The 24,695-nt window shown below is 63.0% G+C and carries 24 protein-coding genes; 10 read left to right on the forward strand and 14 right to left on the reverse strand.

The features are described from left to right. The first annotated feature begins 125 nt into the window (after window positions 1–125). Both ACDK93_RS09015 and ACDK93_RS09020 read left to right on the forward strand, forming a co-directional pair. Complete coding sequence (locus ACDK93_RS09015; protein ID WP_458072237.1) at window positions 126–314, forward strand: type II toxin-antitoxin system HicA family toxin; 189 nt, start codon at window positions 126–128, stop codon at window positions 312–314. A gap of 25 nt (window positions 315–339) precedes the next feature. Further along, on the forward strand, window positions 340–765 hold the full coding sequence (locus ACDK93_RS09020; protein WP_458072238.1) for a type II toxin-antitoxin system HicB family antitoxin: 426 nt from the start codon (window positions 340–342) through the stop codon (window positions 763–765). Window positions 766–874: 109 nt separating this feature from the next. Here ACDK93_RS09020 and ACDK93_RS09025 read toward each other — a convergent pair whose 3' ends face one another. Beyond that, complete coding sequence (locus tag ACDK93_RS09025) at window positions 875–1,774, reverse strand: LysR family transcriptional regulator (protein ID WP_458072239.1); 900 nt, start codon at window positions 1,772–1,774, stop codon at window positions 875–877. A 135-nt stretch (window positions 1,775–1,909) separates the two neighbouring features. On the opposite strand from ACDK93_RS09025, the gene ACDK93_RS09030 reads away from it, so the two are divergent. The 3 genes from ACDK93_RS09030 to ACDK93_RS09040 all read left to right on the forward strand — a co-directional run bounded on the left by ACDK93_RS09030 (window position 1,910) and on the right by ACDK93_RS09040 (window position 3,578). Continuing rightward, complete coding sequence (locus ACDK93_RS09030; protein WP_458072240.1) at window positions 1,910–2,320, forward strand: (R)-mandelonitrile lyase; 411 nt, start codon at window positions 1,910–1,912, stop codon at window positions 2,318–2,320. Between the two features lie 103 nt (window positions 2,321–2,423). Then, entirely contained in the window at window positions 2,424–3,182 is a 759-nt protein-coding gene (locus ACDK93_RS09035) for an SDR family oxidoreductase (protein ID WP_458072241.1), read from the forward strand. Window positions 3,183–3,251: 69 nt separating this feature from the next. After that, window positions 3,252–3,578 carry a carboxymuconolactone decarboxylase family protein gene (locus ACDK93_RS09040; protein ID WP_458072242.1) on the forward strand — a complete coding sequence of 109 codons (327 nt, stop codon included), beginning with the start codon at window positions 3,252–3,254 and terminating at the stop codon, window positions 3,576–3,578. A gap of 79 nt (window positions 3,579–3,657) precedes the next feature. Here the strand turns inward: ACDK93_RS09040 and ACDK93_RS09045 are convergent, their stop codons facing one another. From ACDK93_RS09045 to ACDK93_RS09070, 6 genes are all read right to left on the reverse strand, one after another. Next, window positions 3,658–6,297: a M1 family metallopeptidase gene (locus ACDK93_RS09045; RefSeq protein ID WP_458072407.1), complete on the reverse strand. Its 2,640-nt coding sequence runs from the start codon at window positions 6,295–6,297 to the stop codon at window positions 3,658–3,660. 104 nt (window positions 6,298–6,401) lie between these two features. Next, window positions 6,402–8,174, reverse strand: coding sequence for an ABC transporter transmembrane domain-containing protein (locus tag ACDK93_RS09050; RefSeq protein WP_458072243.1), 1,773 nt, complete (start codon window positions 8,172–8,174; stop codon window positions 6,402–6,404). 191 nt (window positions 8,175–8,365) lie between these two features. Next, a complete protein-coding gene (locus ACDK93_RS09055; protein ID WP_458072244.1) occupies window positions 8,366–8,962 on the reverse strand; it encodes an IMPACT family protein in 597 nt (198 codons plus the stop codon). Next, the gene (locus ACDK93_RS09060; protein WP_458072245.1) at window positions 8,959–10,191 is read right to left on the reverse strand and encodes a hypothetical protein; all 1,233 of its coding nucleotides are present in this window, start codon (window positions 10,189–10,191) and stop codon (window positions 8,959–8,961) included. Before ACDK93_RS09060 ends, ACDK93_RS09055 begins: the two co-directional genes overlap by 4 nt. Next, window positions 10,188–10,742, reverse strand: coding sequence for an RNA polymerase sigma factor (locus tag ACDK93_RS09065; protein WP_458072409.1), 555 nt, complete (start codon window positions 10,740–10,742; stop codon window positions 10,188–10,190). Before ACDK93_RS09065 ends, ACDK93_RS09060 begins: the two co-directional genes overlap by 4 nt. Before the next feature lie 132 nt (window positions 10,743–10,874). Beyond that, window positions 10,875–12,728, reverse strand: a complete 1,854-nt coding sequence (locus ACDK93_RS09070) for a vWA domain-containing protein (RefSeq protein ID WP_458072246.1) — start codon at window positions 12,726–12,728, stop codon at window positions 10,875–10,877. 145 nt (window positions 12,729–12,873) lie between these two features. Here ACDK93_RS09070 and ACDK93_RS09075 point away from each other — a divergent pair, with 145 nt between their 5' ends. Beyond that, window positions 12,874–13,344, forward strand: coding sequence for a DUF1456 family protein (locus ACDK93_RS09075; protein ID WP_458072247.1), 471 nt, complete (start codon window positions 12,874–12,876; stop codon window positions 13,342–13,344). A 42-nt stretch (window positions 13,345–13,386) separates the two neighbouring features. Here the strand turns inward: ACDK93_RS09075 and ACDK93_RS09080 are convergent, their stop codons facing one another. Next, the gene (locus tag ACDK93_RS09080) at window positions 13,387–13,860 is read right to left on the reverse strand and encodes a hypothetical protein (RefSeq protein ID WP_458072248.1); all 474 of its coding nucleotides are present in this window, start codon (window positions 13,858–13,860) and stop codon (window positions 13,387–13,389) included. A 341-nt stretch (window positions 13,861–14,201) separates the two neighbouring features. Between ACDK93_RS09080 and ACDK93_RS09085 the strand changes: the two genes are divergently transcribed. Beyond that, the gene (locus tag ACDK93_RS09085) at window positions 14,202–15,728 is read left to right on the forward strand and encodes a DHA2 family efflux MFS transporter permease subunit (protein ID WP_458072249.1); all 1,527 of its coding nucleotides are present in this window, start codon (window positions 14,202–14,204) and stop codon (window positions 15,726–15,728) included. Window positions 15,729–15,799: 71 nt separating this feature from the next. Here ACDK93_RS09085 and ACDK93_RS09090 read toward each other — a convergent pair whose 3' ends face one another. After that, complete coding sequence (locus tag ACDK93_RS09090) at window positions 15,800–16,714, reverse strand: SPFH domain-containing protein (RefSeq protein WP_458072250.1); 915 nt, start codon at window positions 16,712–16,714, stop codon at window positions 15,800–15,802. 367 nt (window positions 16,715–17,081) lie between these two features. On the opposite strand from ACDK93_RS09090, the gene ACDK93_RS09095 reads away from it, so the two are divergent. After that, window positions 17,082–17,447 carry a response regulator gene (locus ACDK93_RS09095; RefSeq protein WP_458072251.1) on the forward strand — a complete coding sequence of 122 codons (366 nt, stop codon included), beginning with the start codon at window positions 17,082–17,084 and terminating at the stop codon, window positions 17,445–17,447. Between the two features lie 96 nt (window positions 17,448–17,543). On the opposite strand, the gene ACDK93_RS09100 is transcribed toward ACDK93_RS09095, so the two are convergent. Further along, entirely contained in the window at window positions 17,544–18,380 is an 837-nt protein-coding gene (locus ACDK93_RS09100; RefSeq protein ID WP_458072252.1) for an alpha/beta fold hydrolase, read from the reverse strand. Between the two features lie 149 nt (window positions 18,381–18,529). Beyond that, window positions 18,530–19,081: a VOC family protein gene (locus ACDK93_RS09105; RefSeq protein ID WP_458072253.1), complete on the reverse strand. Its 552-nt coding sequence runs from the start codon at window positions 19,079–19,081 to the stop codon at window positions 18,530–18,532. A 137-nt stretch (window positions 19,082–19,218) separates the two neighbouring features. Between ACDK93_RS09105 and ACDK93_RS09110 the strand changes: the two genes are divergently transcribed. Then, on the forward strand, window positions 19,219–19,995 hold the full coding sequence (locus ACDK93_RS09110; protein WP_458072254.1) for a YdcF family protein: 777 nt from the start codon (window positions 19,219–19,221) through the stop codon (window positions 19,993–19,995). 40 nt (window positions 19,996–20,035) lie between these two features. Here ACDK93_RS09110 and ACDK93_RS09115 read toward each other — a convergent pair whose 3' ends face one another. Continuing rightward, entirely contained in the window at window positions 20,036–21,466 is a 1,431-nt protein-coding gene (locus ACDK93_RS09115; protein ID WP_458072255.1) for an aldehyde dehydrogenase family protein, read from the reverse strand. Window positions 21,467–21,634: 168 nt separating this feature from the next. On the opposite strand from ACDK93_RS09115, the gene ACDK93_RS09120 reads away from it, so the two are divergent. Beyond that, entirely contained in the window at window positions 21,635–22,405 is a 771-nt protein-coding gene (locus tag ACDK93_RS09120; RefSeq protein WP_458072256.1) for an SPFH domain-containing protein, read from the forward strand. A gap of 49 nt (window positions 22,406–22,454) precedes the next feature. Here ACDK93_RS09120 and xseA read toward each other — a convergent pair whose 3' ends face one another. Together xseA and ACDK93_RS09130 are read right to left on the reverse strand one after the other, a co-directional pair. Further along, window positions 22,455–23,801, reverse strand: a complete 1,347-nt coding sequence (gene xseA / locus ACDK93_RS09125) for an exodeoxyribonuclease VII large subunit (RefSeq protein WP_458072257.1) — start codon at window positions 23,799–23,801, stop codon at window positions 22,455–22,457. Between the two features lie 180 nt (window positions 23,802–23,981). Then, window positions 23,982–24,683, reverse strand: coding sequence for a PspA/IM30 family protein (locus tag ACDK93_RS09130; protein ID WP_458072258.1), 702 nt, complete (start codon window positions 24,681–24,683; stop codon window positions 23,982–23,984). Window positions 24,684–24,695 lie beyond the last annotated feature (12 nt).

The raw sequence follows: 24,695 nt of genomic DNA on the forward strand, positions 1-24,695 counted from the left end.
GTCAAAGTCGTGGATAGGCAATGATGTGTGTGTTTGGGAATTCAGGGCCTTTGGCTCGCGCCTCGAAGAGACGGCAGCGCCCGCTTTTCTGTGCTATTTCAGCATGCATTTTGCCTTCAGTGTGTATGATACACACGACAAAGAGCCATGACCTTCTAAAACTGTTGAAGTCGAATGGCTTTGCTGTCATCAGCATTCGCGGTAGCCATCACAAGCTGCGCAATGCGGCGGGCGTGACGATTATCGTTCCGCACCCAAAAAAACATCTCGGCAAAGGTTTGGTCGCCGCGATTCTGAAGCAGGCTGGGTTGTGATCCAGCCACAACGGAGTGAATAGCCATGCGTTACGCGGTAGCGATCGAAACCGGGAATGACAAGCAGGCTTATGGTGTCGTCGTTCCGGATCTGCCTGGCGTGTTCAGCGCCGGCGATACGTTGGACGAGGCCTTGGCGAACGCCGAGGAAGCGATCTTGTTTGCGCTGGAAGATTTTGTGGATCGCGGTGAGCGTATTCCCGAAGCTACCGAGCTTGCCGCCTTGATGGCTGGCAGGGACGGGAAGGGTGGTCCGAAGAAATTCCCCAGCAGCAAATGGGGTTGGCACGTGGTCAACGTAGATACCAGCAAGCTGACCACGAAGGTTGTTCGGGTCAACATCACCATGCCCGAGCCACTGTTGAAGATGATCGATGCATATGCCGGCAGTCATGGTGAAAGCCGCAGCGGTTTTCTGGCGCGTGCTGCGCAGTCCGCGATGAATGGTTGATGCTTTCCGCCGCCATGACAAATGCACTTCGACCATTGGGTGATGCTGGATTTACGCAGTGGGTCGGCAATATCTGTCGGCATTTTGGCTTCTCGCTCTTTTAGGCCGTCTATTCAGCGTCGCGATAACGCAGCGCATCGAGCAACACGGTGAATGCCTGAGTCGGCTGGCGTCGGTTCGGGTAGTACAGGTGATAGCCGGTGAAGGAGGGTGTCCAGTCGGCGAGCAGTTGGACGAGTGCGCCGCTGTCGAGGTGCGATTGCACCTGCGTCTGGGACAGGTAGGCGATGCCGAAGCCGTCCAGCACGGCCTTGAGCATCGGCAGGATGCTGTTGAAAATCAGCTGCCCTTCGACGCGCACGCGCAGTTCCTTGCCGTTCTTTTCGAACTCCCAGGCATAGAGGCCGCCGTAGGTCGGCAGGCGCAGATTGATGCACGCGTGATGGGTGAGATCCTGCGGCGTTTTCAGTTTGGCTCGGCCCTTCAGATACGCCGGCGCGGCGACCACGACCATGCGCATGGCCGGGCCGATCGGCACCGCGATCATGTCCTTGGCGACCATGCCGCCCAGGCGGACGCCGGCATCGAAGCCCTCCGCCGCGATGTCAGCCAGGCCGTAATCGGTGACGACTTCGACCTTGATGTCCGGGTAGTCCGGCAGAATTCGGCGCAGCGCTGGCCAGAGCACCGAAGCCAGCGCGTTCTCGTCGGCGTTGATGCGGATGGTGCCGGCGGGCTTGTCGCGCAGGTCGCCGAGCGCGTCCAGTTCCGCTTCGATTTCGTCAAGCCTCGGGCCGACCGAGCGCAGCAGGCGCTCGCCGGCCTCGGTCGGCGTCACGCTGCGCGTGGTGCGGGTGAGCAGGCGAATGCCCAGGCGCTCCTCGAGCCCGCGCATGGTGTGGCTGAGCGCCGATGGCGACACGCCCAGCTTCGCGGCGGCACGGGTAAAGCTGCGTTCGCGCGCCACGCTCAGAAAGGCGACCAGATCGTTGGTGTTGACGCGTGCCATTGCTGAGATTTTCTCACAACTTCATACGCATATTGGCATCTAGTCGCATGTGTCGTCGGAGACTACCTTGAACGCCGGACCTCGACGCTGGCGACGAGGTTCGCTCTTTCCACGCCAGCGACGAGGAGCATCACCATGGAACTGAAGCGCGCGGGCTCGCAGCTTTCCCAGAAAGGCCAGGACGACTATTTCACCGGCACGGTACGCATCGACCCGTTGAACAATCCGCCGGCGCCGGCGCGGGTTTCCTGTGCGGCGGTGACGTTCGAACCGGGTGCCCGCTCGGCCTGGCATACCCACCCGCTGGGCCAGACGCTGATCGTCACCGCCGGCTGCGGCTGGACGCAGTGCGAGGGCGAGCCGATCGTCGAAATTCGTGCCGGCGACGTGATCTGGTGCCCGCCGGGCCATAAGCACTGGCACGGCGCCACCTCGACCACCGCGATGACACATATTGCCGTGCAGGAGGCGCTGGACGGAAAGAACGTCATCTGGCTCGAGAAAGTCACCGACGAGGAATATTTGGCCGGTGCGGCGCAGGACTAGCTTGATTCCAGTTTCTGGCAGGGCCGTTCGTCAATCGCTGCAGCGCTAGCAGGGCGCGCCGCGATACATCAAATCACACACTTAGAATCCGAGGAATCCAACCATGAATCCGACCTACGACTTCAAGGGCCAGGTCGCCCTTGTCACCGGCGCCAGCTCCGGCCTGGGGCTGGCGACGGCCAAGGCATTTGCCCAGGCGGGCGCGGCAGTCGTGCTTGCCGATCGCAACGAGGCGGCATTGAGGGCTGCCACCGACGCGCTGACGGCGGACGGTCATCAGGCCATCAGCGTTGTCTGCGACGTCACCGACGAAGCGCAGGCCGCTGCGATGGTCGAGCGCACCGTCGCCACGTTCGGCCGGCTGGACATGGCGTACAACAACGCCGGCATTCTCGGCCCAATGGGCGACGTCACTGACGAAACTTCGGAGGCGTTCGACGAAGTGAATGCCGTCAATCTGCGTGGCATCTGGACCTGCATGAAGCACGAGTTGCTGCAGATGCGCCAACAGGGCAGCGGGGCGATCGTCAACTGCTCCTCGCTGGGCGGGCTCGTCGGACTGGCCGGTCGCTCGGCCTACCACGCCAGCAAGCACGGCGTGATCGGCCTGACCAAGAGCGCCGCGCTGGATTACGCCACGCGCGGCATTCGCATCAATGCCGTGTGCCCCGGTTGCATCGATACGCCGATGGGCGACGGTATCGACCCTGCGGCGATGAAAGAATTTCTGCGCGACCAGCCGATCGGCCGCATGGGCCGTCCGGAAGAAATCGCCGCGGCGGTGCTGTGGCTATGCAGCCCGGGCGCGAGCTTTGTGCTCGGCGTCGCTTTGCCGGTCGACGGCGGTTTCGTCGCCCACTGATCGTCGATCGCTGATCCACGATCATCCCAACGACCGAGCGAACGCGCTTGGCACCTACCGGAGAAATGCATGGCTGACGAACCCACCAACGCACGCCGATCCTTTGGCGATATCGCACCCCACCTGGCCGAGATCACCGACAAGGTGCTGTTCGGCGATGTCTGGGAGAACCCGGCGCTGTCGGCGCGCGATCGCAGCCTGGTGACGATCACCAGCCTGATCTCGCTTTACCGCACCAACGAGCTGCCGTTCCATTTGAAAAAGGCCCTGGACAACGGCATCACGAAAGACGAGATCATTGCCACGATTACCCATTTGGCCTTCTATTCCGGCTGGCCGCCGGCGATGACTGCATTGCAGATCGCACGGAAGGTATTCGAGGAAAACAACGGGTAGAAAGCGATCAAAGCGGATCAACGAGGTAAAAAAAGAAGCCCCGCGATGCGGGGCCTCTTCCTTTTCAGCGGCAGTACGATCAGCCGCCGTTCTTCTTCAACCACGCATCGATGGCCGGAAGGCGCTTTTCGCGAATCATCAGGCGATAGCGGATGCCGGCGATGGCGGTGTTGGCTGCGCGCCTTGAGCTCACGGCGATATGGGCCTGGGAGTAGGCCTCGATCTTGCCGATCATCGCCGGGTCCACCGACGCCGCGCCCAGGCCTGGGTAGTAGCGGCTGCTGGAGGTGGAGTCGACCAGCTTGTCGACCTGGTCACGGTGGGCCACCGCGAAGTCGAACGCCAGGTCCGGATGGCGGCGCGAGACGCCGGAAATCATGCCGGCGCTGCTGGTGGCGCCGGGCTCGGGCGTAAGCGAGAGATCCAGCGCGCGCCTGGCCAGCGTTTCATCGTCGCTGGTGGACAGCAGTCCGTAGAGTTCGTCCTTGATCAGCGGCGTGGTTTCGGCCTTGGCCTGGGCATGCAGCTTGTCCCAGGTTGCCGCGTCGGCGTGGCTGGCGACCACGTAGAGAATGGACTTGCGCAGTTCCGACGGCATCGTGTCCGGGTGGGCGTAGTAGTCGCGCGCCTTGTCGATGACATCCTGGTCGCCCAGCTGTGACAGCGTGGCGATCAGGCTGGTGCGCAGGATCTTGGTCGGGCCGCTTTCATCGGCTTTCGGCGTCCAGCCGACGCGGGCGAAGGCGGGCGACAGACGCGCGATGGCGAACTTGCGCAGCAGGGCCTGACGCGCCGGGTAGCCCTTGTAGTAGTTGTCCAGCGCGGCAAAGGTGCCGGCGACTTCTTCCCACATTTCCGGGCTGGCGTCGGTGGCCACGTGCTGGTCCAGGTCAAGCACATCGGACGCCGGCTGCAGGCCGGCCATGCCGAGCGACCAGGTATCGTTCATCAGGCCCAGCCCGTCGATCTCGGGCAGCTTGGTGAAGGAATCGCTCAGCGCCTTGAACGCCGTCGGCGTGTACAGCGTGCGGTAGTAACCGCTCTGGCCGGCATTGACCACGATCGGGCCGCAGCCGGGCACATTGAGCGTTCCCTGGCCGTCGACCAGGGTGCTCACTGGCGCGCCGCCAAGCGACTGCGCGATGACCGGCACGTGCCAGCGCAGCGGTTTTTTGTCGGGGCGATCGCGGGTGAACTCGCCCTGCGTCAGGTTGACCGTGGTCGTGCCCGACTGGCAGCTGGCCGCTTCCACCTTGATCAGCGGAATGCCGGGCTGCAGGGTGAAGTCGTGCGCGATGGCGGTGATCGGCTTGTTGCCTTGCGCGTCCATCGCCTTCCACAAATCGTCGGACACCGTGTTGCCGTAAGCGTGCGCCTTGATATACCGCTGAACGCCGGCGCGCCAGGCGTCTTCGCCCACGTAGCCTTCGAGCATGCCGATGACGGCCTCACCCTTGGAATAGGTGATGGTGTCGAAGGCCTGGCTGGCCTGCTCGACGGTGGCGATGTTTTGCACGATGGGATGCGTGGTGACGACGGCGTCGACGCTCATGGCGCCTTCGCGCACGCCCACGGCGTAGAGGTGGGTATGCCACTCCGGATGCAGCTTCTCGGTGGTGCGGCTGGCCATCCACGAGGCAAAGCCTTCGTTGAGCCACAGGTTGTCCCACCAGCGCATGGTCACCAGATCGCCAAACCACTGATGCGCCATTTCGTGGGCGGCGGTATTGAAAACTTCCTGTTTGTCGGTCTGCGTGGCGATGGCTGGATTCAGCAGCAGGCTGTATTCGAAGGTAAAGATCGCGCCCCAGTTTTCCATCGCGCTGAAGAACTGGCTCTGACCCGGCGCGGCGATATTGTCCAGCTTGGGCAGCGGGTAGGGCACGCCGAAATACTGGTTGTATTCGTGCAGCACGTCCTTGGCGGACTTCAAGGCGAAATCGGCCTGACCCACCGAGCCCTTCTGCGCGATCACGCCGATCTCGGTGCCATCGGACGTGGTGGTGGCACGATCGAACTGGCCGGTGCCGAAAAACAGCAGATAGGTCGACATCTTCGGCGACGGCTGGAACGTCACGCGGCTCAGGCCGTTGGCCAGCTTGGTGGTGGAGGCCGCCGGCATGTTGCTTACTGCCATCTGATCCGAAGGCACGGTCACGTCGAGGTTGAAGGTGGCCTTGTAGGCGGGCTCATCCCACGAGGGAATGAAGCGGCGTGCGTCGGAGTTCTCGAACTGCGTGTAGAGCGCACGCTGCTTGCCGGCCTTGGTGTCGTAGTCCAGCGCAAACAGGCCGTTGGCCTGGGTGCCGATCTTGCCGGTGTAGGTCATCGCCAGCTTGTAGCTGCCGGTGGCCAGCGGCTTGGCGAAGGTGAAGGTGGCGGTCTGTGCGTCGGCATCGATGCTCACCTTCGGCGTCGCCACCGGCTTGCCGTCGACCGAGGTCAGGCTGACTTTCGAGAACGCCATATCCTCGGCATTGAGGGTGATGCTGGCGGTCGGCTGCTGCACGTCGATGGTGACGGTGACCTGACCATCGAAATTCATCGCCGCCGCGTGCGGCACGATGGAGACGTCGTAATGGCTCGGCACCACGCCTCGCGGCAGCTGGGTGGGTGCCAGCGCGGATGCGTCGACTGGTGTTTTAGTCGGCGCTGCGATGCCAGCAAGGCTGGCGCCGCTCAGGGCCAGGGCAATACCCGATACCAGCAACCGGCGCATATAGAGTCTCCGCATGACGATCTGCTCTCCCCAAAACCGTTGATGCTGGAGGGGATGCGCTCCGGCTGACACTGCCGAAAGTCATGCCTGCGGCGCTGGCGGCCTCAGGCGACGAACTGCAGCTTCGCGAGTTCCGAATACAGCCCACCCTCGGCCAGCAGGTCGTCGTGCGTGCCTTGCGCCACAATCCGGCCGCCGTCCATCACCACGATGCGGTCGGCTCGTTTGACGGTGGCCAGGCGATGGGCGATGACCAGCGTCGTGCGGCCCTTCTCGAGCCGCTCCAGCGCCTGCTGGATGGCCGCTTCGGACTGCGCATCCAGCGCGGAGGTGGCTTCGTCGAGCAGCAGCAGCGGCGCGTCGCGCAGGATCGCGCGGGCAATCGCGATGCGCTGGCGCTGGCCGCCGGAAAGGCGCACGCCGCGCTCGCCCATTTCGGCCGCGTAACCGTCGTTAAGTGCGCTGATGAAACCGTCTGCTTCCGCGGAGCGCGCGGCCTCGCGTACTTCCTCGTCGCTGGCCTCCTGTCGGCCGAAGCGGATATTGTCCGCCGCGCTGCCGCTGAAGATGATGGTTTCCTGCGGCACCAGCGCAATGGTTTTGCGCAGGTCGTCCAGCGCCAGCGCGCGCAGGTCGACACCGTCGATGCAGATGCGTCCGGCCTGCGGGTCGTAGAAACGCAGCAGCATCGACAGCACCGTGCTCTTGCCGGCGCCCGATGGGCCGACCAGCGCGACCGTCTCGCCCGGGTTGATGACGAGGGTGAAGTCATGCAGTGCCGCAGCGTCCGGGCGGCTGGGGTAGTTGAACGTGACGCCTTCGAAGCGGATTTCGCCGCGCACGGGCTGGGCCAGCCGTGTCGGGTTGGCCGGTGCGGTGATGCTGGCGCGCTCGGCCAGCAGTTCGCCGATGCGCTCCATCGCGCCGGCCGCACGCAGCACGTCGCCCCAGACTTCAGACAGCCCGGCAACCGAACCGGCAGCAAAGATCGCGTACAGCACGAACTGCCCCAGCACGCCGGCGTCCATCGTGCCCTGCAGCACGTGACGTGCGCCTACCCACAGCACCAGCGTGATGGCGCCGAAGACCAGCACTATGACGGCCATGGTCAGCAGCGATCGCATGCCGATGCGGCGTCGTGCGGTGGCCAGCGCGCGGTAGATGGCCGAACCGTAGCGGCCGCTTTCGATGTCCTCGCGGGCATAGGCCTTGACCGCCGTGGAAGCGTTCAAGGTCTCGTTGGCGATGGCCGCGGCGTCAGCCAGCCGGTCCTGGCTGGCACGCGACAGCTTCTGCACGCGCCGGCCGAAGATCAGGATCGGCAGCATGACGCCGGGGATCACCAGCGCGGTGAGGCCAGCCAGCGAGGGTGCCGTCCAGACCATCGCTACGGCCGCGCCCAGCAGCATCACCGCACTGCGCAGCGCAATCGACACACCCGAACCGATGAGGGCCTGCACCACTTCGGTATCGGCGCTCAGGCGCGAGGTCAATTCACCGACGCGACTCTTTTCGAAAAAGCCGACGTCCAGACGGATCAGATGCGAATACAGCTTGTCGCGCAGCGACGCCAGCGCGCGTTCGCTCAGCAGGGTGATGCAGAAGTAGCGTGCTGCCGTGGCAAAGGCCAGCACCAGCGCCACGCCGAACAGTGCGATAAAGGTGGCGTTGATCACGCCCAGACTGGAGTGACCAAAACCCTGGTCGATGATGTGCCGAAAAGCCATCGGCAGCACCAGCGACGCGCCCGACGAAAGCGCCAGAAAGAACAGCCAGCCAATGGCCAGCGCGCGATGCGGTTTGATAAAGGGCCAGAGCTGTCGCAGCGCACCCACGCGGCGGACGGAGCGGGGTTTGTCAGTCGAGGAGTCGCTCATGAGTTCTCGCAAGATGGATCGATAAAATTTGGCTGTGCGAAGTGCGCAGATCGGGTCAGCCAGCCACCGTCGCCGTCCACCCTCCGCGCGCCAACACGAAGTCGAAGGGCTTTGGGCCTGAACTTTCAACGATTCAGCGCCCGCTGTCGAACGCAGACGCTGCCATTGAAGTGGGGCACATGATCGCCGATTCAATCCAGCCGCATGGCCATGTTGCGTCCGCGGCTGATGTCGATGATGCGCGCCTGCGCCTCGGCGACGCGATTTTCCGGCAGCTGCAACTGCAGCTGCACGCCATCGGCGTCGAAGGTCTCGCTGCGAATATCGGCCTGCCAATCCTTTAAACGCGCTTTCAGCAAGCTCAGCTCGGCGAAGTCGCAGTGCAGGCCGAGGCGCACCATCGATACGATCGGCAGCCGCTCTGCGCGCCGCAGGCACTCCGCCGCCGTACCACCGTACGCTCGCATGAGACCACCTGCACCGAGCTTGATCCCGCCGTACCAGCGCGTGACCACCACTACTACGCCGTCCATGCCCTGACCTTCGATCGCCTGCAGGATCGGTCTCCCAGCGGTGCCCCCGGGTTCGCCGTCGTCGTTGAAGCGATAGTCCTGGCCGATGCGATACGCCCAGCAGTTGTGCGTGGCCGCGGGATAGGCCACCTCCTGCACAAACGCCAGCGCGAGCGCCGACGTTTCCACCGGCGCGGCCAGCGCCAGGAAGCGGCTCTTCTTGATCTCGTCCTGATGTCGACAGCGCTGCGTCAGCGTTTCCAGTGGCCCGCTCACGGCTCGCCCAGCCGCGCACGCAGCGACGGGTCGAGATGCCACGTCGGGTGATCGCGATGAAACTGCAGCAGCCGGCGCTGCGCCTCGGCGTCATCGTGCTGAGCGAACAGCGCGGTGATCTTGGCGAGTTCCTGTGCGGGCGTGTCGTCTGGTTGCTTCGTCGTATCGATGGGGCTGGTCGATGGTGCTGGTGCTGGTGCAGGCGGAGTAGGTGGGGCGGGCATCGCAGGCATGGGCGCGGGCATGCGCATCGGCATGACCACGGGTCGTTTCGCATTGACAACGACGTGTTCGCGCGGGGGCGCGGCCAGCGCTACTGACGAGGCGTTGGCGGGAACGCCTGCGATGGCGGCAGCCGGCGCAGGCGGCGCAGGAGCCGGCGCAGGCGGCGAACTCGATGGCATCGCAGCAGGCGGTGGCGCCATGGTTTTCGCCCCAGACGCGATGGCATTTTCGACTATCGGAGCCGGTGGCGAAGGAGCCGCCGGCAGCTGCTCGGCTGTTTGCAGTGGCGCTGGATTGGCCAATGTATAAGCCTGGCGGCTGGCGGATGCCTGCGCGCTTGAGGATATTTCTTCGACCGGTGGCGGCATGCTGGTGGCTCGCGATGGCGTCACCAGCGCTGTTGGCGGAACGACATGGTGCGGCTTGCGTTGTGCGCGGGCGACGACGTTCGTATCGCCCGGATTCGCGCGCTCATTTTTTGCTTGTATCGCACGCACTGCTGACACGCCCAAATTTTCCTGTTGCGGCACGACGGCGCTGGCGAGCGGAGCCATGGGCGCATTCTCGCGCGCGGCCGGAGCGGCTGTGGCCGCCGCCGGCGGATCGGCGTTATAAACGGCAGTGTCTGCAGCTGTCGGAGCGCCGCTCGGCAGTTCGCGCATACGCCACGTCACGCCGGCCACCAGCACCAGCGTGGCGGCGCTGGCCAAGCCGACCAGCCAGCGTGGTGCTTTTCCTGGGCGTGTCTTGCCAATCGGTATCACCACGCGCGACGAATCCGTTGCGGCGGCAGGCTTCGCCGCCAGCGTTTGTGCATCCGCGCGAGGTTGGTTCTGGTGGGTTTCGGAGGCGATCGCCGCTGCGGCGGCACGCAGCACCGCGGCATCCAATGTCGGCCCGGGTTCCTCGCGCGGCAGCTGGCGATATAGCGCCGACAGCTCCGCTTCGCCGGGCAGCGCGTCGTCCGGTTCGATCGGGTCTTGCGGTGGCAGATGCGTGCTCATTCGGACAGTACTTCGCGTAATCGATTCATGGCGTAGCGCAGGCGCGACTTGACCGTCTCGCGGCCGGCGCCGGTGACTATGGCGATTTCCTCCAGGCTCAGTTCCTGTTCCAGACGCAGAAGAATCACCTCGCGCTGCTCGTCGGGCAAACGGTCGATCGCCAGCTGCAGGTTGCGGCGACGCTCGAAGTCGGACAGCGCGTGTTCGGGCTGCTCGCGCTCGGGCATCGCGACCTGGGACAGCGCGGCTTCCGCTTCGTCGCCAACGGCCATCGGTTTTTGCCGGCGCAGGCTGTCGACCATCAGATTGTGCGCGATCTGCAGCAGCCAGGTGCTGAACTTCGCCTGCGCTTGATAGCTCGCGCGGGCGTTGATCACGCGGCTCCAGGTTTCCTGAAACAGCTCGTCGGTGCGATACGGGTCGCGCAGGCTGCGCAGCAGGTAGCGATACAGCGTGCCGCGATGGCGCGCATACAGGCTCTCGAACGCGGCAAGGTCACCGCGCGCGTAGGCCAGCATCAGCAGTGCATCGGGGTCGACCGCCACATCCATGGCGGTCGAGGTTAATGCCACGGCCCCGAGCGGGAAAGTGTTTGTCGATAAGGACATCGTTGCGGGCTAAAGTGCGCGGCGTTCGGTGCAACTGGGGAGCCGATATCGCCGCCGCGCATGAGGATCAGCCGCTCATCGCGCGGCCGCGGCGGCTTCTGCCTGCGTGCGGGTCGACAGGCCGTCGGCCAGATTCACCAGCTGCACAAAGCCGGCGCGATAGCCCTTGGGATCATCGCCGCGCGCGCTGGCCGCCAGCTTTGCAATCTGCGCGTAGCCAAAGCCGTCCAGATATTGGCCGCCGCGCAAGGCATCGGCAAACGCGGCCACGGCGGCGGCGTAGCGCAGACGGCTGCTTGCAGAAGCTTCCGGCTGCGCGGCGATCGGCGTTTCGATCAGCCGGCTCTGCGACTGGTCGGGCAGCTTGTAGCGCAGGCGCAGAAAGGCCAGCTCGCTGCCGCGTGAGGCAGATGGCTTTTGTTGGACGTCCTCGATGTAGCGCAGGGCATCGACGCGAGCAGCGTCCGAACCTTTGGGCGTGATCTCGTAGATGGCCGTCACGTTGGCACCGGCGCCGATATCGCCCGCATCGACCTTGTCGTTATTGAAGTCCTCACGCTTGAGCATGCGTTTTTCGTAGCCGATCAGGCGATATTCCTGCACCTGCGTAGGGTTGAACTCGACCTGGATTTTCACGTCCCTGGCGATCGTCAGCAGCGTGGATGACATTTCGTCGATCAGCACGCGCCGGCCTTCCTGCAGGCTGTCGATGTAGTGGTGGCTGCCGTTGCCGGCGTCGGCCAGCATCACGGCCATCGCGTCGTTGTAGTTGCCTTCGCCGAAGCCGAGTGTGGTGAGCGCGATGCCGCTTTTGCGCTTGTCCTCGATCTCGGTTTTCAGCGACTCTTCCCTTACCTTGCCGACGTTGAAGTCGCCGTCTGTGGAGAGGATGACCCGATTCACGCCCCCATTGATGAAGCCCTGCTCGGCCTGCGCATAGGCCATGTCGATACCGGCGCCGCCGTTGGTCGAGCCGTAGGCCTGGAGGTTGTCGATGGCGGCGTCGATCGTGGCGTGCTGGTCACCGGGCGTGGAGGGCAGGGCGATGCCGGCATTGCCAGCGTAGGTGACGATGGCCACGCGATCCTGCTTGCGCAGCTCGCGCACCAGCTGTTTCAGCGACGCCTGTAGCAGCGGCAGTTTGGCCGGCTCGTTCATCGAACCGGAGGTGTCGATGAGGAAAACCAGATTGGACGCGGGTATCGCCTCCTTCGGCACGCGATAACCCTGGATGCCGACCAGCAGCAGCTGCCGTTTCGCATTCCACGGCGCCGGAGCCAGCTCGGTGGTGACGCTGAACGGCTGCGCGCGATTGGCTGGCGGCGTGTAGCCGTAGTCGAAGTAGTTGATGAATTCCTCCGCGCGCACCGCGTCAGCCGGCGGCAGCTGGCCTTCGTTCAACATGCGTCGCACGTTGGTGTAAGAGCCCGTATCGACATCGATGCTGAAAGTCGACACCGGCTGTTCGCTGACCAGCTGCACGGGGTTGGTATCGCGGTGCGTGTAGTTCTCGCGGTTGATATCACCCGGCATCGGTTGCATCGGCATGTAGGCCATGCGCATCGCATTGCCGCTGACGGATTGCATCGCGATGGAGGGAGCCGGCATCGACATCTCCTGGACGGCAGGCGGTGGACTCGGCGCAGGCATCATCGGCGGGATTTTTCGTTGAAGGCGGTCCAACGCGACCGCCTTGTCGCGCGAGCTTGTCGGCGTCTGCGTTGGCAGGGTTGCCGTAGTGGATGGCGACGTGGCCACGTTCGACGGTCGCGATGAATCCGCTGGCGTGGTTGGCTGGGTTTGTTGAGGATGCGCCGGCGGCGTCGCGGGCATCGGGCTCTTGTCTGGTTGGGGCTTGGATACGTCGCAGCCGGCCAGCCAGACCAGCAGGGCGATCAGCAGAGTGCGCAACAGGGTTTTCAGGTGCATGGGACGGTCCTCCTCCGGTGGTGTGCCAGATGAAACGCAGCCACGGCGAAAAAGGGGTTGATGACGCCGGAGATGTGTCCCGCTGAAGCCCGGCAGGCTCGCCGGCGCGGTAGCATGTCGGTTTTGGCGACACCTTCGGAACGACATGATCAACAACGACGTACTGCGCAGCATCCGCTACATGCTCGACCTCAGCGACGGCAAGGTGGTGGAGTTCACCAAACTGGCCGACGCCAGTTTTCCGATCGAGAAAGAGGACGTGCAGGCCTTTCTGAAAAAGGACGGCGAGGCGGGCTACGTCGAGTGCAGCAAAACCGTGCTGGTCCATTTTCTCGATGGCCTGGTGGTGCAGCGGCGTGGGCGGGACGAGAGCCAGCCGCCGCGGCCGATCGAAAAGCGCGTCACCAACAACGTCGTGCTGAAAAAACTGCGCGTGGCATTCGAATTGAAGGACGTCGACATGCATCAGATCCTGGCTGACGCCGGCTTCCCGATTTCGAAGCCCGAACTCAGTGCGCTGTTCCGCCAGCCCGATCACAAGAATTTTCGCCTCTGCGGCGACCAGCTGCTGCGGAATTTTTTGAAAGGTCTGACGCTGCGCGTGCGCGGCGGCTGAGGCTTCGGCCCAACGGCCAGCGACAGCCGCACAACGCGCCGGTTATTCCGTCAGCACGAAACCCTTGGGCACGTTCGCATCGATCCAGTGCTCGATGAAAACCTCGATCGCGACGCGCTTAGGCACGTCGATACCGACTTCGCGCACAAAGGCCGCGGCCGCCTTGACGAATGACTGTTTCGCCACGTTGCTGGCCTGTCGCGCGGCGGCCTGATTCTGCCGAAGCCCGACGATATGCGGCGAGGGCTGTCCCGGTTTGGAGAATTTCTGGTATCGGCGAAGCTCGTCGGCAACCCGTGCAGTGTCGAACGTTGCCTGGAGTACGGCTTTGCGGGCTTTCAGCAGCGCAATCAGTTCGCGCGCCGCTCGGGTCGGGTTACCACGTCCATCGGCGCTCAAAAGCAGCGTTGTCACTGATGAATACAGCTGCGCGTCAGCACCTGCGGTCGGGTCATGGACAAGATGTTCCAGGTAGTCGAGAAATTCGCTTTGCGCGAAGGGCTGCAGTGTCGTCATGGCGTATGTCTTCAGGCTCGGATCCGAGGCGTGGACGATACGCGCTAACCGGCGTCCCGCGCGCTTTATAACGATGGCGGACGGTGACGTGGCCTGATTCCCCGGCTTGGGAACGCCTGACGCATTCGCGCAAGTAATTCAAATATGTATTATTGCTTTGACATATATGTTCTAAGCATCTAGCATGCCGGCCGTTCGAAGCGTCGCTTGTCCAAGGTGCTACCGGCGCCCCGTCGGCGCCCGGAGCTGCTGGCGAGAAGTTTTCGAATCGCATGGTGTGGCGTCCTGCTGCCGGCTGGGCGTCCGCTGTGCACCTACCGATCGTCCTCGCATCGAGTGTCATGACCGCATCGTTTCGCCCGCCCAATTTGGCATTGAGCACTGTCGGGCTCTCCTTGGCGATCTTCATGCAGGTGCTCGACACCACCATTGCCAACGTGTCCTTGCCGACCATCGCCGGCAATCTCGGCGTCAGCAGCGATCAGAGCACGTGGGTGATCACCTCGTTCGCCGTAAGCATGGCGATTTCGCTGCCGCTGACCGGCTTTCTCACCCGCCGTTTCGGCGAGGTCAAACTTTTCGTCTCGTGCACGTCGCTGTTTGTGCTGGCGTCGTTTCTTTGCGGCGTGTCCCAGAGCATGGGCATGCTCATCATGTTCCGTGCGATTCAGGGCGCGGTGGCCGGTCCGATGTATCCGGTCACGCAGAGTCTGATGATCGGCATCTATCCCTCGGACAAGCGCGGCATGGCGCTGGCGTTGCTTTCGATGGTGGCGGTGGTGGCGCCCATCGCCGGTCCGATTCTCGGCGGCTGGATCACCGACAATTATTCGTGGCCGTGGATTTTCTTCATCAACGTGCCGATCGGAATTTTTGCCAGCCTGGTCGTGGCGAGCCAGATGAAGGGCAGGGTGGAAAAAACGGAAAAGCCGAAGATGGACTATGTCGGCTTGATATCGCTGATCATTGGCGTAGGCGCGCTGCAGATCGTGCTCGACAAAGGCAACGACGCCGACTGGTTCGATTCCAGCTTCATCGTGATAACCAGCATCGTCTCGGCGATCAGCATCGCCGTATTTCTGATCTGGGAGCTGAGCGACACATCGCCCATCGTTGACCTTAAGCTGCTGCGTCACCGCAACTTCAAGTACGGCACGCTGGCCCTGGTGCTGTCTTACGCGGCGTATTTCGCCATCAACTTATTGTTGCCGCAGTGGCTGCAGCGCAATCTCGGTTATACCGCGACGTGGGCCGGGTTTGCGGCGGCGCCGCTGGGCGTGATTCCACTGCTGCTGACGTTTGTCGTGGGCCGCTACGCCATGCGCTTCGATTTGCGTATTCTCGCCACGGTGGCCTTCGTGGTGATGGGCAGCACGTGTTTTCTGCGTTCGGGTTTTTACCTGGACATCGACTTTGAACATGTTGCGCTGATGCAGCTGATGATGGGGCTGGGCGTGGCGCTTTTTTTCATGCCGGTCACCGTCATCCTGCTTTCCGACCTCAATCCCAACGAAATCGCGGCGGGCTCTGGACTCGCGACTTTTCTGCGTACGCTGGGTGGCAGCTTCGCCGCGTCGTTCACCACTTTCATGTGGGATCGTCGTGCGGTCGTGCATCATGCGCAGCTGGCCGAGAGCATTACCGCGTACAGCCCGACGGCGGCCGATGCGATGAGCCAAATCGGCCACGGCAACGCACCGCTCGCGGCCAGCGTGATCAACAACATGATTACGCAGCAGGCCTATCAAATCTCGTTCAACGAGCTGTTCTACGCGCTGGGCTGGATCTTCTTTCTGCTGATTGGCGCCGTGTGGCTTGCCAAGCCACCGTTTGCCGCCAAGGCTGGAGCGGCGGCGGCAGGGCACTGATGCCGCCGTCGCTCCACCGAGAGGGCGAGCTGAGACTTCCCTTTCGAAAGTTGGCGCTCATCGCGCGATGCCTACTTCCCCACGTCCCCACTCTTCAAGTCGATCATAGGAATCGAGCCTGTGCCGACGACCTGGGGCAGGATGCCGTTCCAGCGCTGCATGCCATAAAAGTGGACGTAGTCGGGGTTGGTTTTCAGCGCATTGCCGACGGTGGCAATAGCCTTGGCCTGGGCGTCGGCCTGCAGCACGGTCGCCTGGGCTTCGCCGTTGGCGCGCTCGACGGCGGCCTGCGCTTCGGCGGAGGCGGTGACGGTTTTCTGCTGGCCTTCGAACTTCTTCTGCGCGACGGTGTTTTCGGCCTGCACGGCGAGGTTCTTGGCGCGCACGGCTTCCTCGATGGACTGATCGAACACGGGCGAGTAGTGGATGCCGGTGAGCTGCACGTCGATGGTCTGGACGCCGAACAGACGCAGCAGTGCTTCGCTGACGTCCTTGCGCATCTGCAGTGTGATCTGCGAACGCTGGTCGGAGATGGTCAGCGTGTTGTAGCGGGCGAAAGCGGCCAGCGCGCGGTCGCGCACCACGGGCAGAATGGTGCCGTCGATATCGAAAGCACCGGCACGGCCAACGTGATACAGCAGGTTCATCACCGCGGCGCTGGGGATCTGGTAGATGATGCTGACGTCGATGGTGACTTTCTGGTTGTCGTTGGTATAGACGTCCAGCGAGTTGAGGGTATAGACCGAGCGGCTGGTCTGGATACGGTCGACGTTTTCGAAGAACGGCACCTTGAAATGCATGCCGGTGGTCAGCGGCGCGGTGGTCATCGGCGTGCCGCCGAGCCAGCGCGTGCCGGCCTCTTCGCTGGGCGAGATCACGAAGACGCTGTTCAGCAGAAGAACAATCACGATAACGGTGACAACAATCGCGCCGATCGAAAATTTTCCGGCGGTGCTCGTGCCGCCGTTCAACAGCAGATTTTTCATGTGCCTTCCCTTTCCCCTGGCTATCGCTCGCGCGGATCGCGGCGAGGGGGTGGAGCGTACACCGGCGCGGATGGGGTAGCTACCGAGCGGACGCCGACAACCTTCTGGCCTTGGCGCCCATCCCCCTCGGCGCTTTTTACGGCGCGAACTGTTCGGCGGCGCCCGCACGAAAGCTCGTCGATCCCGTCCCGAATGCGGCGTTTGGACGCCGCGACTGACGGTACGCGAGATTTATGAACAGCATGCGCCCCCTTCACCGACGCCACACAGGGTCGTCACCGCCACGCGTTCATGTTGCCGGCGTCGTTTTGGAATTTCTTTCGCCGCAGGAAATCGCGAGTAATACGAGTAATAAAGGAGGCGCTTCATGACTTACAAACCGCGCGTGCTGATGGTCGAAGACGAGGTGTTCATCGCGATGGTGCTCGACGACCTGCTTTCCGATGCGGGTTATGAAGTCCACGGCGTGACCAGCCTTGCCGAGGGACTTCGCGTATCGCAGGCTGACGGTTTCGACGCCGCCATACTGGATGTGAATCTTGGCCGTGATCTGGTGTTTCCTCTGGCCGAGCAGCTGCGCGAGCAGGGCGTGCCATTCGTTTTTGCATCCGGTTACGGCAAAGAGGAGATACCGCGGGACTTTCACAACTACGAAACCCTGCTGAAGCCGTACGACTCGAAAACGATGTTGAACGCCATCGCCACGCTGCTGCGAGACCGCGAAAGAGCCTGAGTCATTTCACGCAGCGGCTCGAGTGCAATGACCGTGACTCCACGAAAAAGGCGCCGATCAGGCGCCTTTTTCGTGTCCGCTCGTTAGCCGTCAGGTTTATGCGCCAAGGAAGGCCAGCAAATCCTCATTGAGCTTGTCCTTGTGGGTGATGTAGAGCCCGTGCGGCGCGCCGTCGTAGGCTTTCAAGGTGGCCGACGGGATCAGCTTGGCGGTGAGCTCACCGCTGGCCTCGAACGGCACGGTCTTGTCGCTCTTGCCATGGACGATCAGGGTCGGAACGCTGATCTTTTTCAGATCGTCGCGGAAATCGGTTTCGCTGAAAGAGCGTACGCAGTCGAGCGTTGCCTTCAGTGACGCGCGCAGTGCCAGCGACTGGTTCCAGTCGAGCACGGCCGAACTCACGGAGTGATGCAGGGCACTGACGCCGAAAAAGCCCTTGGCGAAGGCTTCCAGAAAATCGGGGCGATCTTTGGTGATGCCCTCGACCATGCCGTCAAACGTGCTTTTATCGACGCCGTGGGGGTTGTCGTCGGTCTTCAGCATGAACGGCGTGACCGCGCTGATGAAGGCCACTTTGCTGACGCGCTCGCCGCCGTGCCGGCTCATATAGCGGGCGATTTCGCCACCGCCCATCGAAAAGCCCACCAGGGTGACGCCGGTGAGGTCCAGACCCGTCAGCAGGCCTTTCAGATCGTCGGCCAGCGTATCGTAGTCATAGCCGTCCCACGGTTTGGACGAGTCGCCGAAACCGCGGCGGTCGTAGCTGATGACGCGAAAGCCCTTGTTGGCTAGCGTAAGAATCTGGTTTTCCCACATCTGCTGGCTGACCGGCCAGCCGTGGATAAGAACCACCGGCGCGCCGCTGCCGACGTCTTCGTAAAAAAGCTCGACCGGTTCGCCGCTGCGGTCCTGATTAACGTTGATTGTTGCCATCGAATGCTGCCTTTATCGGGGAGGGAGACCCTTGATATCAGCGCGTCGATGAAAAACGCGGCAATGAAACCCAGGTGAGTAAACGACCCGATCATGGCCATTTTCGGCACACACGGTACCCTTGCATCGTCGATAGACGAAGCAGCGGCCTATTGCACGGCGACTCGGGAAACGGTCGTGGAAGACTCCAGCAAGTCGTCGGCTTTCATCCGGCTGACCAGACGCAGCGGCTGGCCCCAGGGCGTAAGAAAAGTCACGGCGAGTTTGCCCGCGTCCTGGCCGTTGGTCAGACGCGTCGGAGAACCGACTAGCTGGACGTGGTTGGCGCGCAGCCAGCCGGCGACGGCCGATGCGTCGTCGATGTCGAGCGTGAACGTCTGCGACGAAGCACCGGCACGCGGTGTTGCATGTGTGGATGCCTGGGTGATTTCGACCGTTGTCTCGCGTCCGCAGGCCATCAGCGAAGTGGTGGCGGATGCGGTATAGCCGCTGTCGCTGATCACGCTGCAGTTCATTACGTCGCGGAAAAATGTGACGGCCAGGGTCAGATCGGGCACCTGTACGGCGACATAGTCACCTCCGTCGGACGCTGCATGGGCGAGCGTGGGCAGTCCAGCCATGGCCAGGGATAGAGCGGCAAAGAGGTGCAGCAGTAACTTGTTCACGACAGGTGTCCGATTGAGTGACAGCAACGTGGTCACGGCAGGTTGTCCGTTCAATAGGCCAATCGTCACCAGTGTGTTTCCTGCAAGGAACGATCCACGGATGGCCGCCATGTACGCTGACAGACGCTGGCTGCCGCCTGCGTTACGCTGCAAACCCCGTTCTGGATCACTTCATGACGCTTAGCCTGATCGGACTGCTTGTGCTTTTTTCGTTCGCAGCCAGCTGCGTGGAGAGGCGCTGGCTGGCGCGCAGCACGTGTGCGATCGCCGTTGTGCTGTTTCTGGCCGTTGGCTGCGGACCGGTGCCGGCCTGGTTGCTGGACAGCCTCCAGCAAGACTATTCCAACGCGCCCCGCATCCACTGGTCGACGCGCAACGTGATTGTGCTGTTGGCGGCGGGAACCACCCGCTCCAGTCGCGACCTCGCACTGCAGCCTGCACTTTTTGCCGACGGTCGCATCATCAGGGCGGTGACGCTGTATCGACAATGCAAACTCAGCGGCCAGCAGTGCCTCCTGCTGGTCAGCGGCGGCGATTCGCAGCACCACGGTTCGGCCGAATCGACGGTTTACGCCCGCGTGCTGGCCGGACTTGGCGTGTCCCCGCAGGATATTCAGACCGAAACACTCAGCATGAATACCTTCGAGAATGCCCGCTACAGCCGCGCGCTGGCTCTGATTTACGATCCGCAGACCCTAGTATTGGTCACATCGGGCTTTCATCTGCGGCGCAGCCTGATCGACTTCAAGCATTTCAGCATGACGCCGATACCGGTCGCCAGCGATCAGCTGGAGGCGACGCTGGCGCTCTGGCCTCAGGCGTACAACCTGGAGCTTTGCGACGTGGCGCTTCATGAGTACATCGGTATCGCGCAGTACTACGTCTACGAGGCGTTGGGATGGAACAGCATGCCGGTGCTCGGGCCGGCAAAAGCGTCGGGCGGCGCCTGAACGGGTCGCAGCCTTCCTCCGCGCGTAACCGTATTCCTGCCTAGCGCTCGCGCATCACCATCAGCCGCAGTTCGGTCATGTCCTCGATCGCATAGCGCACGCCCTCGCGGCCCAGGCCGGAGAGCTTTACGCCGCCATAGGGCATGTTGTCCACGCGAAAGCTAGGGACATCGTTGACTACCACGCCGCCTTGCTCCAGCTCGTTCCACGCGCGCATGGCATGCGCCAGGCTGTCGGTGAAGATGCCCGCCTGCAGGCCAAAGTCCGAATCGTTGACCATGGCCATGGCGTCGTCGAATCGGCTGAAGCGGGCGAGCAGGGCGAAGGGGCCAAACGCCTCCATCCGATTGGCCTTGGCGTCGAGCGGCACGTTTTCCATCAGCGTGGCGTCGAGCATGTTGCCGTTGCGCTTGCCGCCGCACAGCAGCTTGCCGCCGGCCTTGCGCGCCTCCTCGATCCAGCTGTGCAGGCGATCGGCTGCGGCCACATCGATCATTGGGCCGAGAAAGGTGTCCTTGAGTTTCGGATCGCCGGCCTTGAGCTTTTTCACGGCGGCAACCAGCTTCCTTTTCAGGGCGTCGTAGATGTCGTCGTGCGCGATGATGCGCTGGACGCCAATGCAGCTTTGGCCGGACTGGTAAAACGCGCCGAACACAAGCCGCTCGACCACGTAGTCCAGCTTCGGCCCCTGATCGGCGTCCACGATGCACGCCGCGTTGCCGCCCAGTTCCAGCGTCACTTTCTTGTGGCCGGCGCGCGCCTTGAGGTCCCAGCCAATCTGCCCGCCGGTGAACGACAGCAGCTTGAAGCGCTCGTCCTCGACCAGCGCATTGGCGTGCTTGCCGTCGAGCGTGAGGATAGAGAACGCGCCTTTGGGCAGGTCGGTTTCGGCCAGCACTTCGCCGATGATCAGTGCGCCGATCGGCGTTTTCTCCGAGGGTTTCAGCACGAACGGGCAGCCGGCCGCGATCGCCGGCGCCACCTTGTGCGCGACCAGGTTCAGTGGAAAATTGAACGGGCTGATGAGCGAGATCGGCCCCAGTGGTACGCGCCGCGTGTAGCCGTGGTAGCCGTCTAGGCGGTTGGCCAATTCGAGGTTTAACGTCTCGCCAGTGGTGCGAACCGATTCCTCCGCGGCGATCTGGAACGTTTCGATCAGCCGGGTGACTTCGCCGGCGGCATCCTTGATCGGCTTGCCGGCCTCGATGCACAGCGCTTCGGCCAGCTCGTCACGACGCTCGGCGAAGCGCTTCGCACAATGCTGCAATACCGCCTGGCGTGCCCACGGCTTGAAATCGCGCATCGGCTTGGTCGCCTTCACCGCAGCCACGATCGCCTTTTCGGTCGCCTTGGCATCGGGCACCGCCACGCGCGTGGCTACCTTGCCGGTGTACTTGTCCAGCACGGCAAGATCGGTGTTCGGCTGCTGCGGCTGATTGGCCAGATAGTAGGGATAGCTTTTCTTGAGCATGGGCAGAGTCCTGCAAAAGGTAATCCGCCAAGCATAGAAGAGCAGCGTGTTCAGCGATCGTGAGAAGTGACAGGCCGCCCGAGGTCGTTAACGATAGAGGGATTTGTCTGGATAGGGCAGGCGTACACTAGCGGTCTGCAACTTCCTCATGTCGTGGGTGCAACGTCCATGTCTGCGCTGATACCGATCGTCTTTATCCTCTTTATGTTTATTTCCGGCCTGCGGGTTCTGCAGCAGTATCAGCGCGGCCTGGTGTTTCGGCTCGGCAAGTATCAGACCACCAAGGGGCCGGGTCTGACCTGGATCATTCCGCTGGTGGATCGCATGCAGATGATCGACATGCGCGTGGTCACGCAGGACATCGAGCCGCAGGAAACCATGACCAACGACAACGTGCCGGTGAAGGTGCGCGCGGTCGTCTGGTACAAGGTGATCAACCCCGAGCGCGCGATCATCGAGGTGGCCAACTTCGAGGATGCTGTGCGCCAGACTGCGCTCACCAGCCTGCGCAGCGTGATGGGTCAGCACTCGCTGGACGAGCTGTTGAAGGAGCAGGAGAAGCTTTCCAGCATGCTGGGCGACATCATCGACAAGGTCACCGAGCCCTGGGGCGTGATGGTCGATCGCGTACAGATCAAGGACGTGGAAATTCCCCAGTCGATGCAGCGCGCGATGGCGCAGGAAGCGGAGGCGCATCGCGAAAAGCGCGCCCGCATCATCAAGGCCGAAGCCGAGCACGATGCCGCGCTGATGCTGACCGAAGCGGCCACCAAGATGGGCCAGACGCCGATGGCGATGGAGCTGCGCCGCATGCAGATGCTCACCGAAGTCGGCGCCGAGCAGAACACGATGACCATCGTGATGATGCCGTCGGAGTTTGTCAGCGCGGCCAGCGCGCTGGTGCGGCTGGCGGACAGGGCGACGGACGCCCCGGGCTAGTCAAAGCTTGGGCTAGTCAACGCTCATGCGCACGCGGTGCGGAGCCTGATCAGTCGTCTCTGACCTTGACGCGCAGCTCGCCATCGGCGAGCCGCGCGGTCAGTCGATCGCCCGGTCGGGCGGCGGCAACCGAGCGCAGCACGCGCCCGGCGTCGTCGAACACGATCGCGTAACCGCGCTCCAGCGTGGCGAGTGGGCTGACCGCATGCAGCGCGCGAGCGATATGGCGTATGGACGTCTGTTTGCGTTCCAGCGTGAGCGCCATGGCGCGCCGCAAACGCTGATCCTGTTCGGCCAGCCGACGCGCCAGCAGCGGCAGCCGCGTGCGTGGATGCTGGGCGAGCAGGCGGTTGTGCAGTCGTTCCAGTCGCGTATGGCGCTGCTGGCTCTGTTCGCGCAGCACGCCGGCGAGGCGGCTGCGCAAATGGATCAACCGCTCGCGATCGCGCGCCAGACGCGCCTGCGGACGCTGGGCCTGCAGTCGAGCCAGCAGATGATCGACACGCTGCGAATGCGCCTGCAGCTTGCGCTGTTGCAGCGTCAGCAGACGCTGCTGCAGCTGCTGCAGATGCCGGGCAATGGCCACGGCATCGGGCACCAGCAGCTCGGCCGCGGCCGAGGGCGTAGGCGCACGCAGGTCGGCGACGAAGTCGGCGATGCTGAAGTCGATTTCATGGCCAACCGCTGAAACGACCGGTATGGCGCTGGCATGGATGGCGCGCGCGACCGCCTCGTCGTTGAACGCCCAAAGATCTTCCAAAGATCCACCGCCACGGGTCAGCAGCAGCACGTCGTAGCGCTGGCTGGCGGAGGCTTTCTTCAGCATTCTCACGATGGCCGGCGGTGCCTCGCGGCCCTGCACGGGCACAGGCAGCACCTCGACATCGGCAAGCGGCCAGCGCCGGGCCAGCACGCTGAGCACATCGCGCACCGCCGCGCCGGTGGCGGAGGTAATTACGCCGATGCGGCGGGCGTAGCGCGGCAGCGGACGCTTGCGCCCCGGCGCGAACAGGCCTTCGGCATCGAGCCGCGCCTTGAGCTGTTCGAACTCGCGCTGCAGCGCGCCTTCGCCGGCCGGCTCCATCGACTCGGCAACCAGCTGGAACTCGCCGCGCGGCTCGTACAGGCCGACCTTTGCGCGCAGCAGCACCTGCATGCCGTCAACCGGACGAAAGCGCAGCGACGCACTTTTCGGTTTGAACATCGCGCAGCGCACCTGCGCGCCGCTGTCCTTCAGAGTGAAGTACAGATGCCCCGACGCCGGTTTCGCGACATTCGACAGCTCGCCTTCGATCCAGATGAAGGGAAACACGTCGCCCAGCAAGTCGCGAACCAGCCGGTTCAGCGTGCTGGGCGTGAGAATTGATTTGGCGCTTTTTTCTTCAGGTACAAACATGGGAGGGCGAGCCTAACATGCGTGCGCTTGAAGAAATGAACGATTGCGGGCGGTCGAGTTAGGTCGGCGCAAGACGCGACATTGCCGTGCCGGTGTCGATGGGATCGTCCGGCACGGCCGATATGGGCAGGCCCGTTGCGTATTGGACCGTCAAAAGAGCTCTTGCCCTTCTTACTCTACTCAGGATTTGCCGAGCTCTGCCTTGAGCTTTTCCAGTTCGGCATCTACGGCGTTGTTGCTGCGCAGGGTCTGAAGCTCTTTTTCCACATTGCTTCGATGATCCAGCGGATCGTTGAGCACCCCCGACTGCAGCAGTCCGTCCATAGCTTCCGCCTTGGCCTGCATGCCGTTGACCTTGTCCTCGGCGCGGCGCATCGCGTCGGTTACATTGCCCAGGCGATTGCCGATGCCGGTGAGCGACTCGGTCACCTTGACCTGCGCCTGAGCGGCGGCGTAGCTGCTTTTCATCACGTCTTTCTGGGTGCGAAACTGCTCGATGCGATTTTCCAGTGTGCTTTGGTAATCGATCAGCTTCTTCGCCTGCGCGGAGATGTTTTCATGCGCCTTGTTCAGCGTCACTTGTTTCTCCAGCGCCGCCTGCTGCTGCGCCAGCGCGGCCTTGGCAAGGTCTTCGCGAGATGACTGTAGCGCCAGTCGCGCATTGTCCTGCGCGGTATCGGCTTCCTGCTGGATCTGGGCGATCTGTCGTTCGAGCAGCTTTTGCTCGGTTACCACGTCAGCCAGGTGATGCTTGGTTTCCTGCAGGCCAGTGATCATTTTTTCATAGGACAGATCGAGAGTCTCGTTGGGATCCTCCATCTTGTCCAGGAGCTTGTTGGTCTTGGCATGCAGCAAATCAGCCATGCGTTCGAAGATGCTCATCGGTGTTCTCCG

This window comes from Rhodanobacter sp. BL-MT-08, from assembly GCF_054161255.1.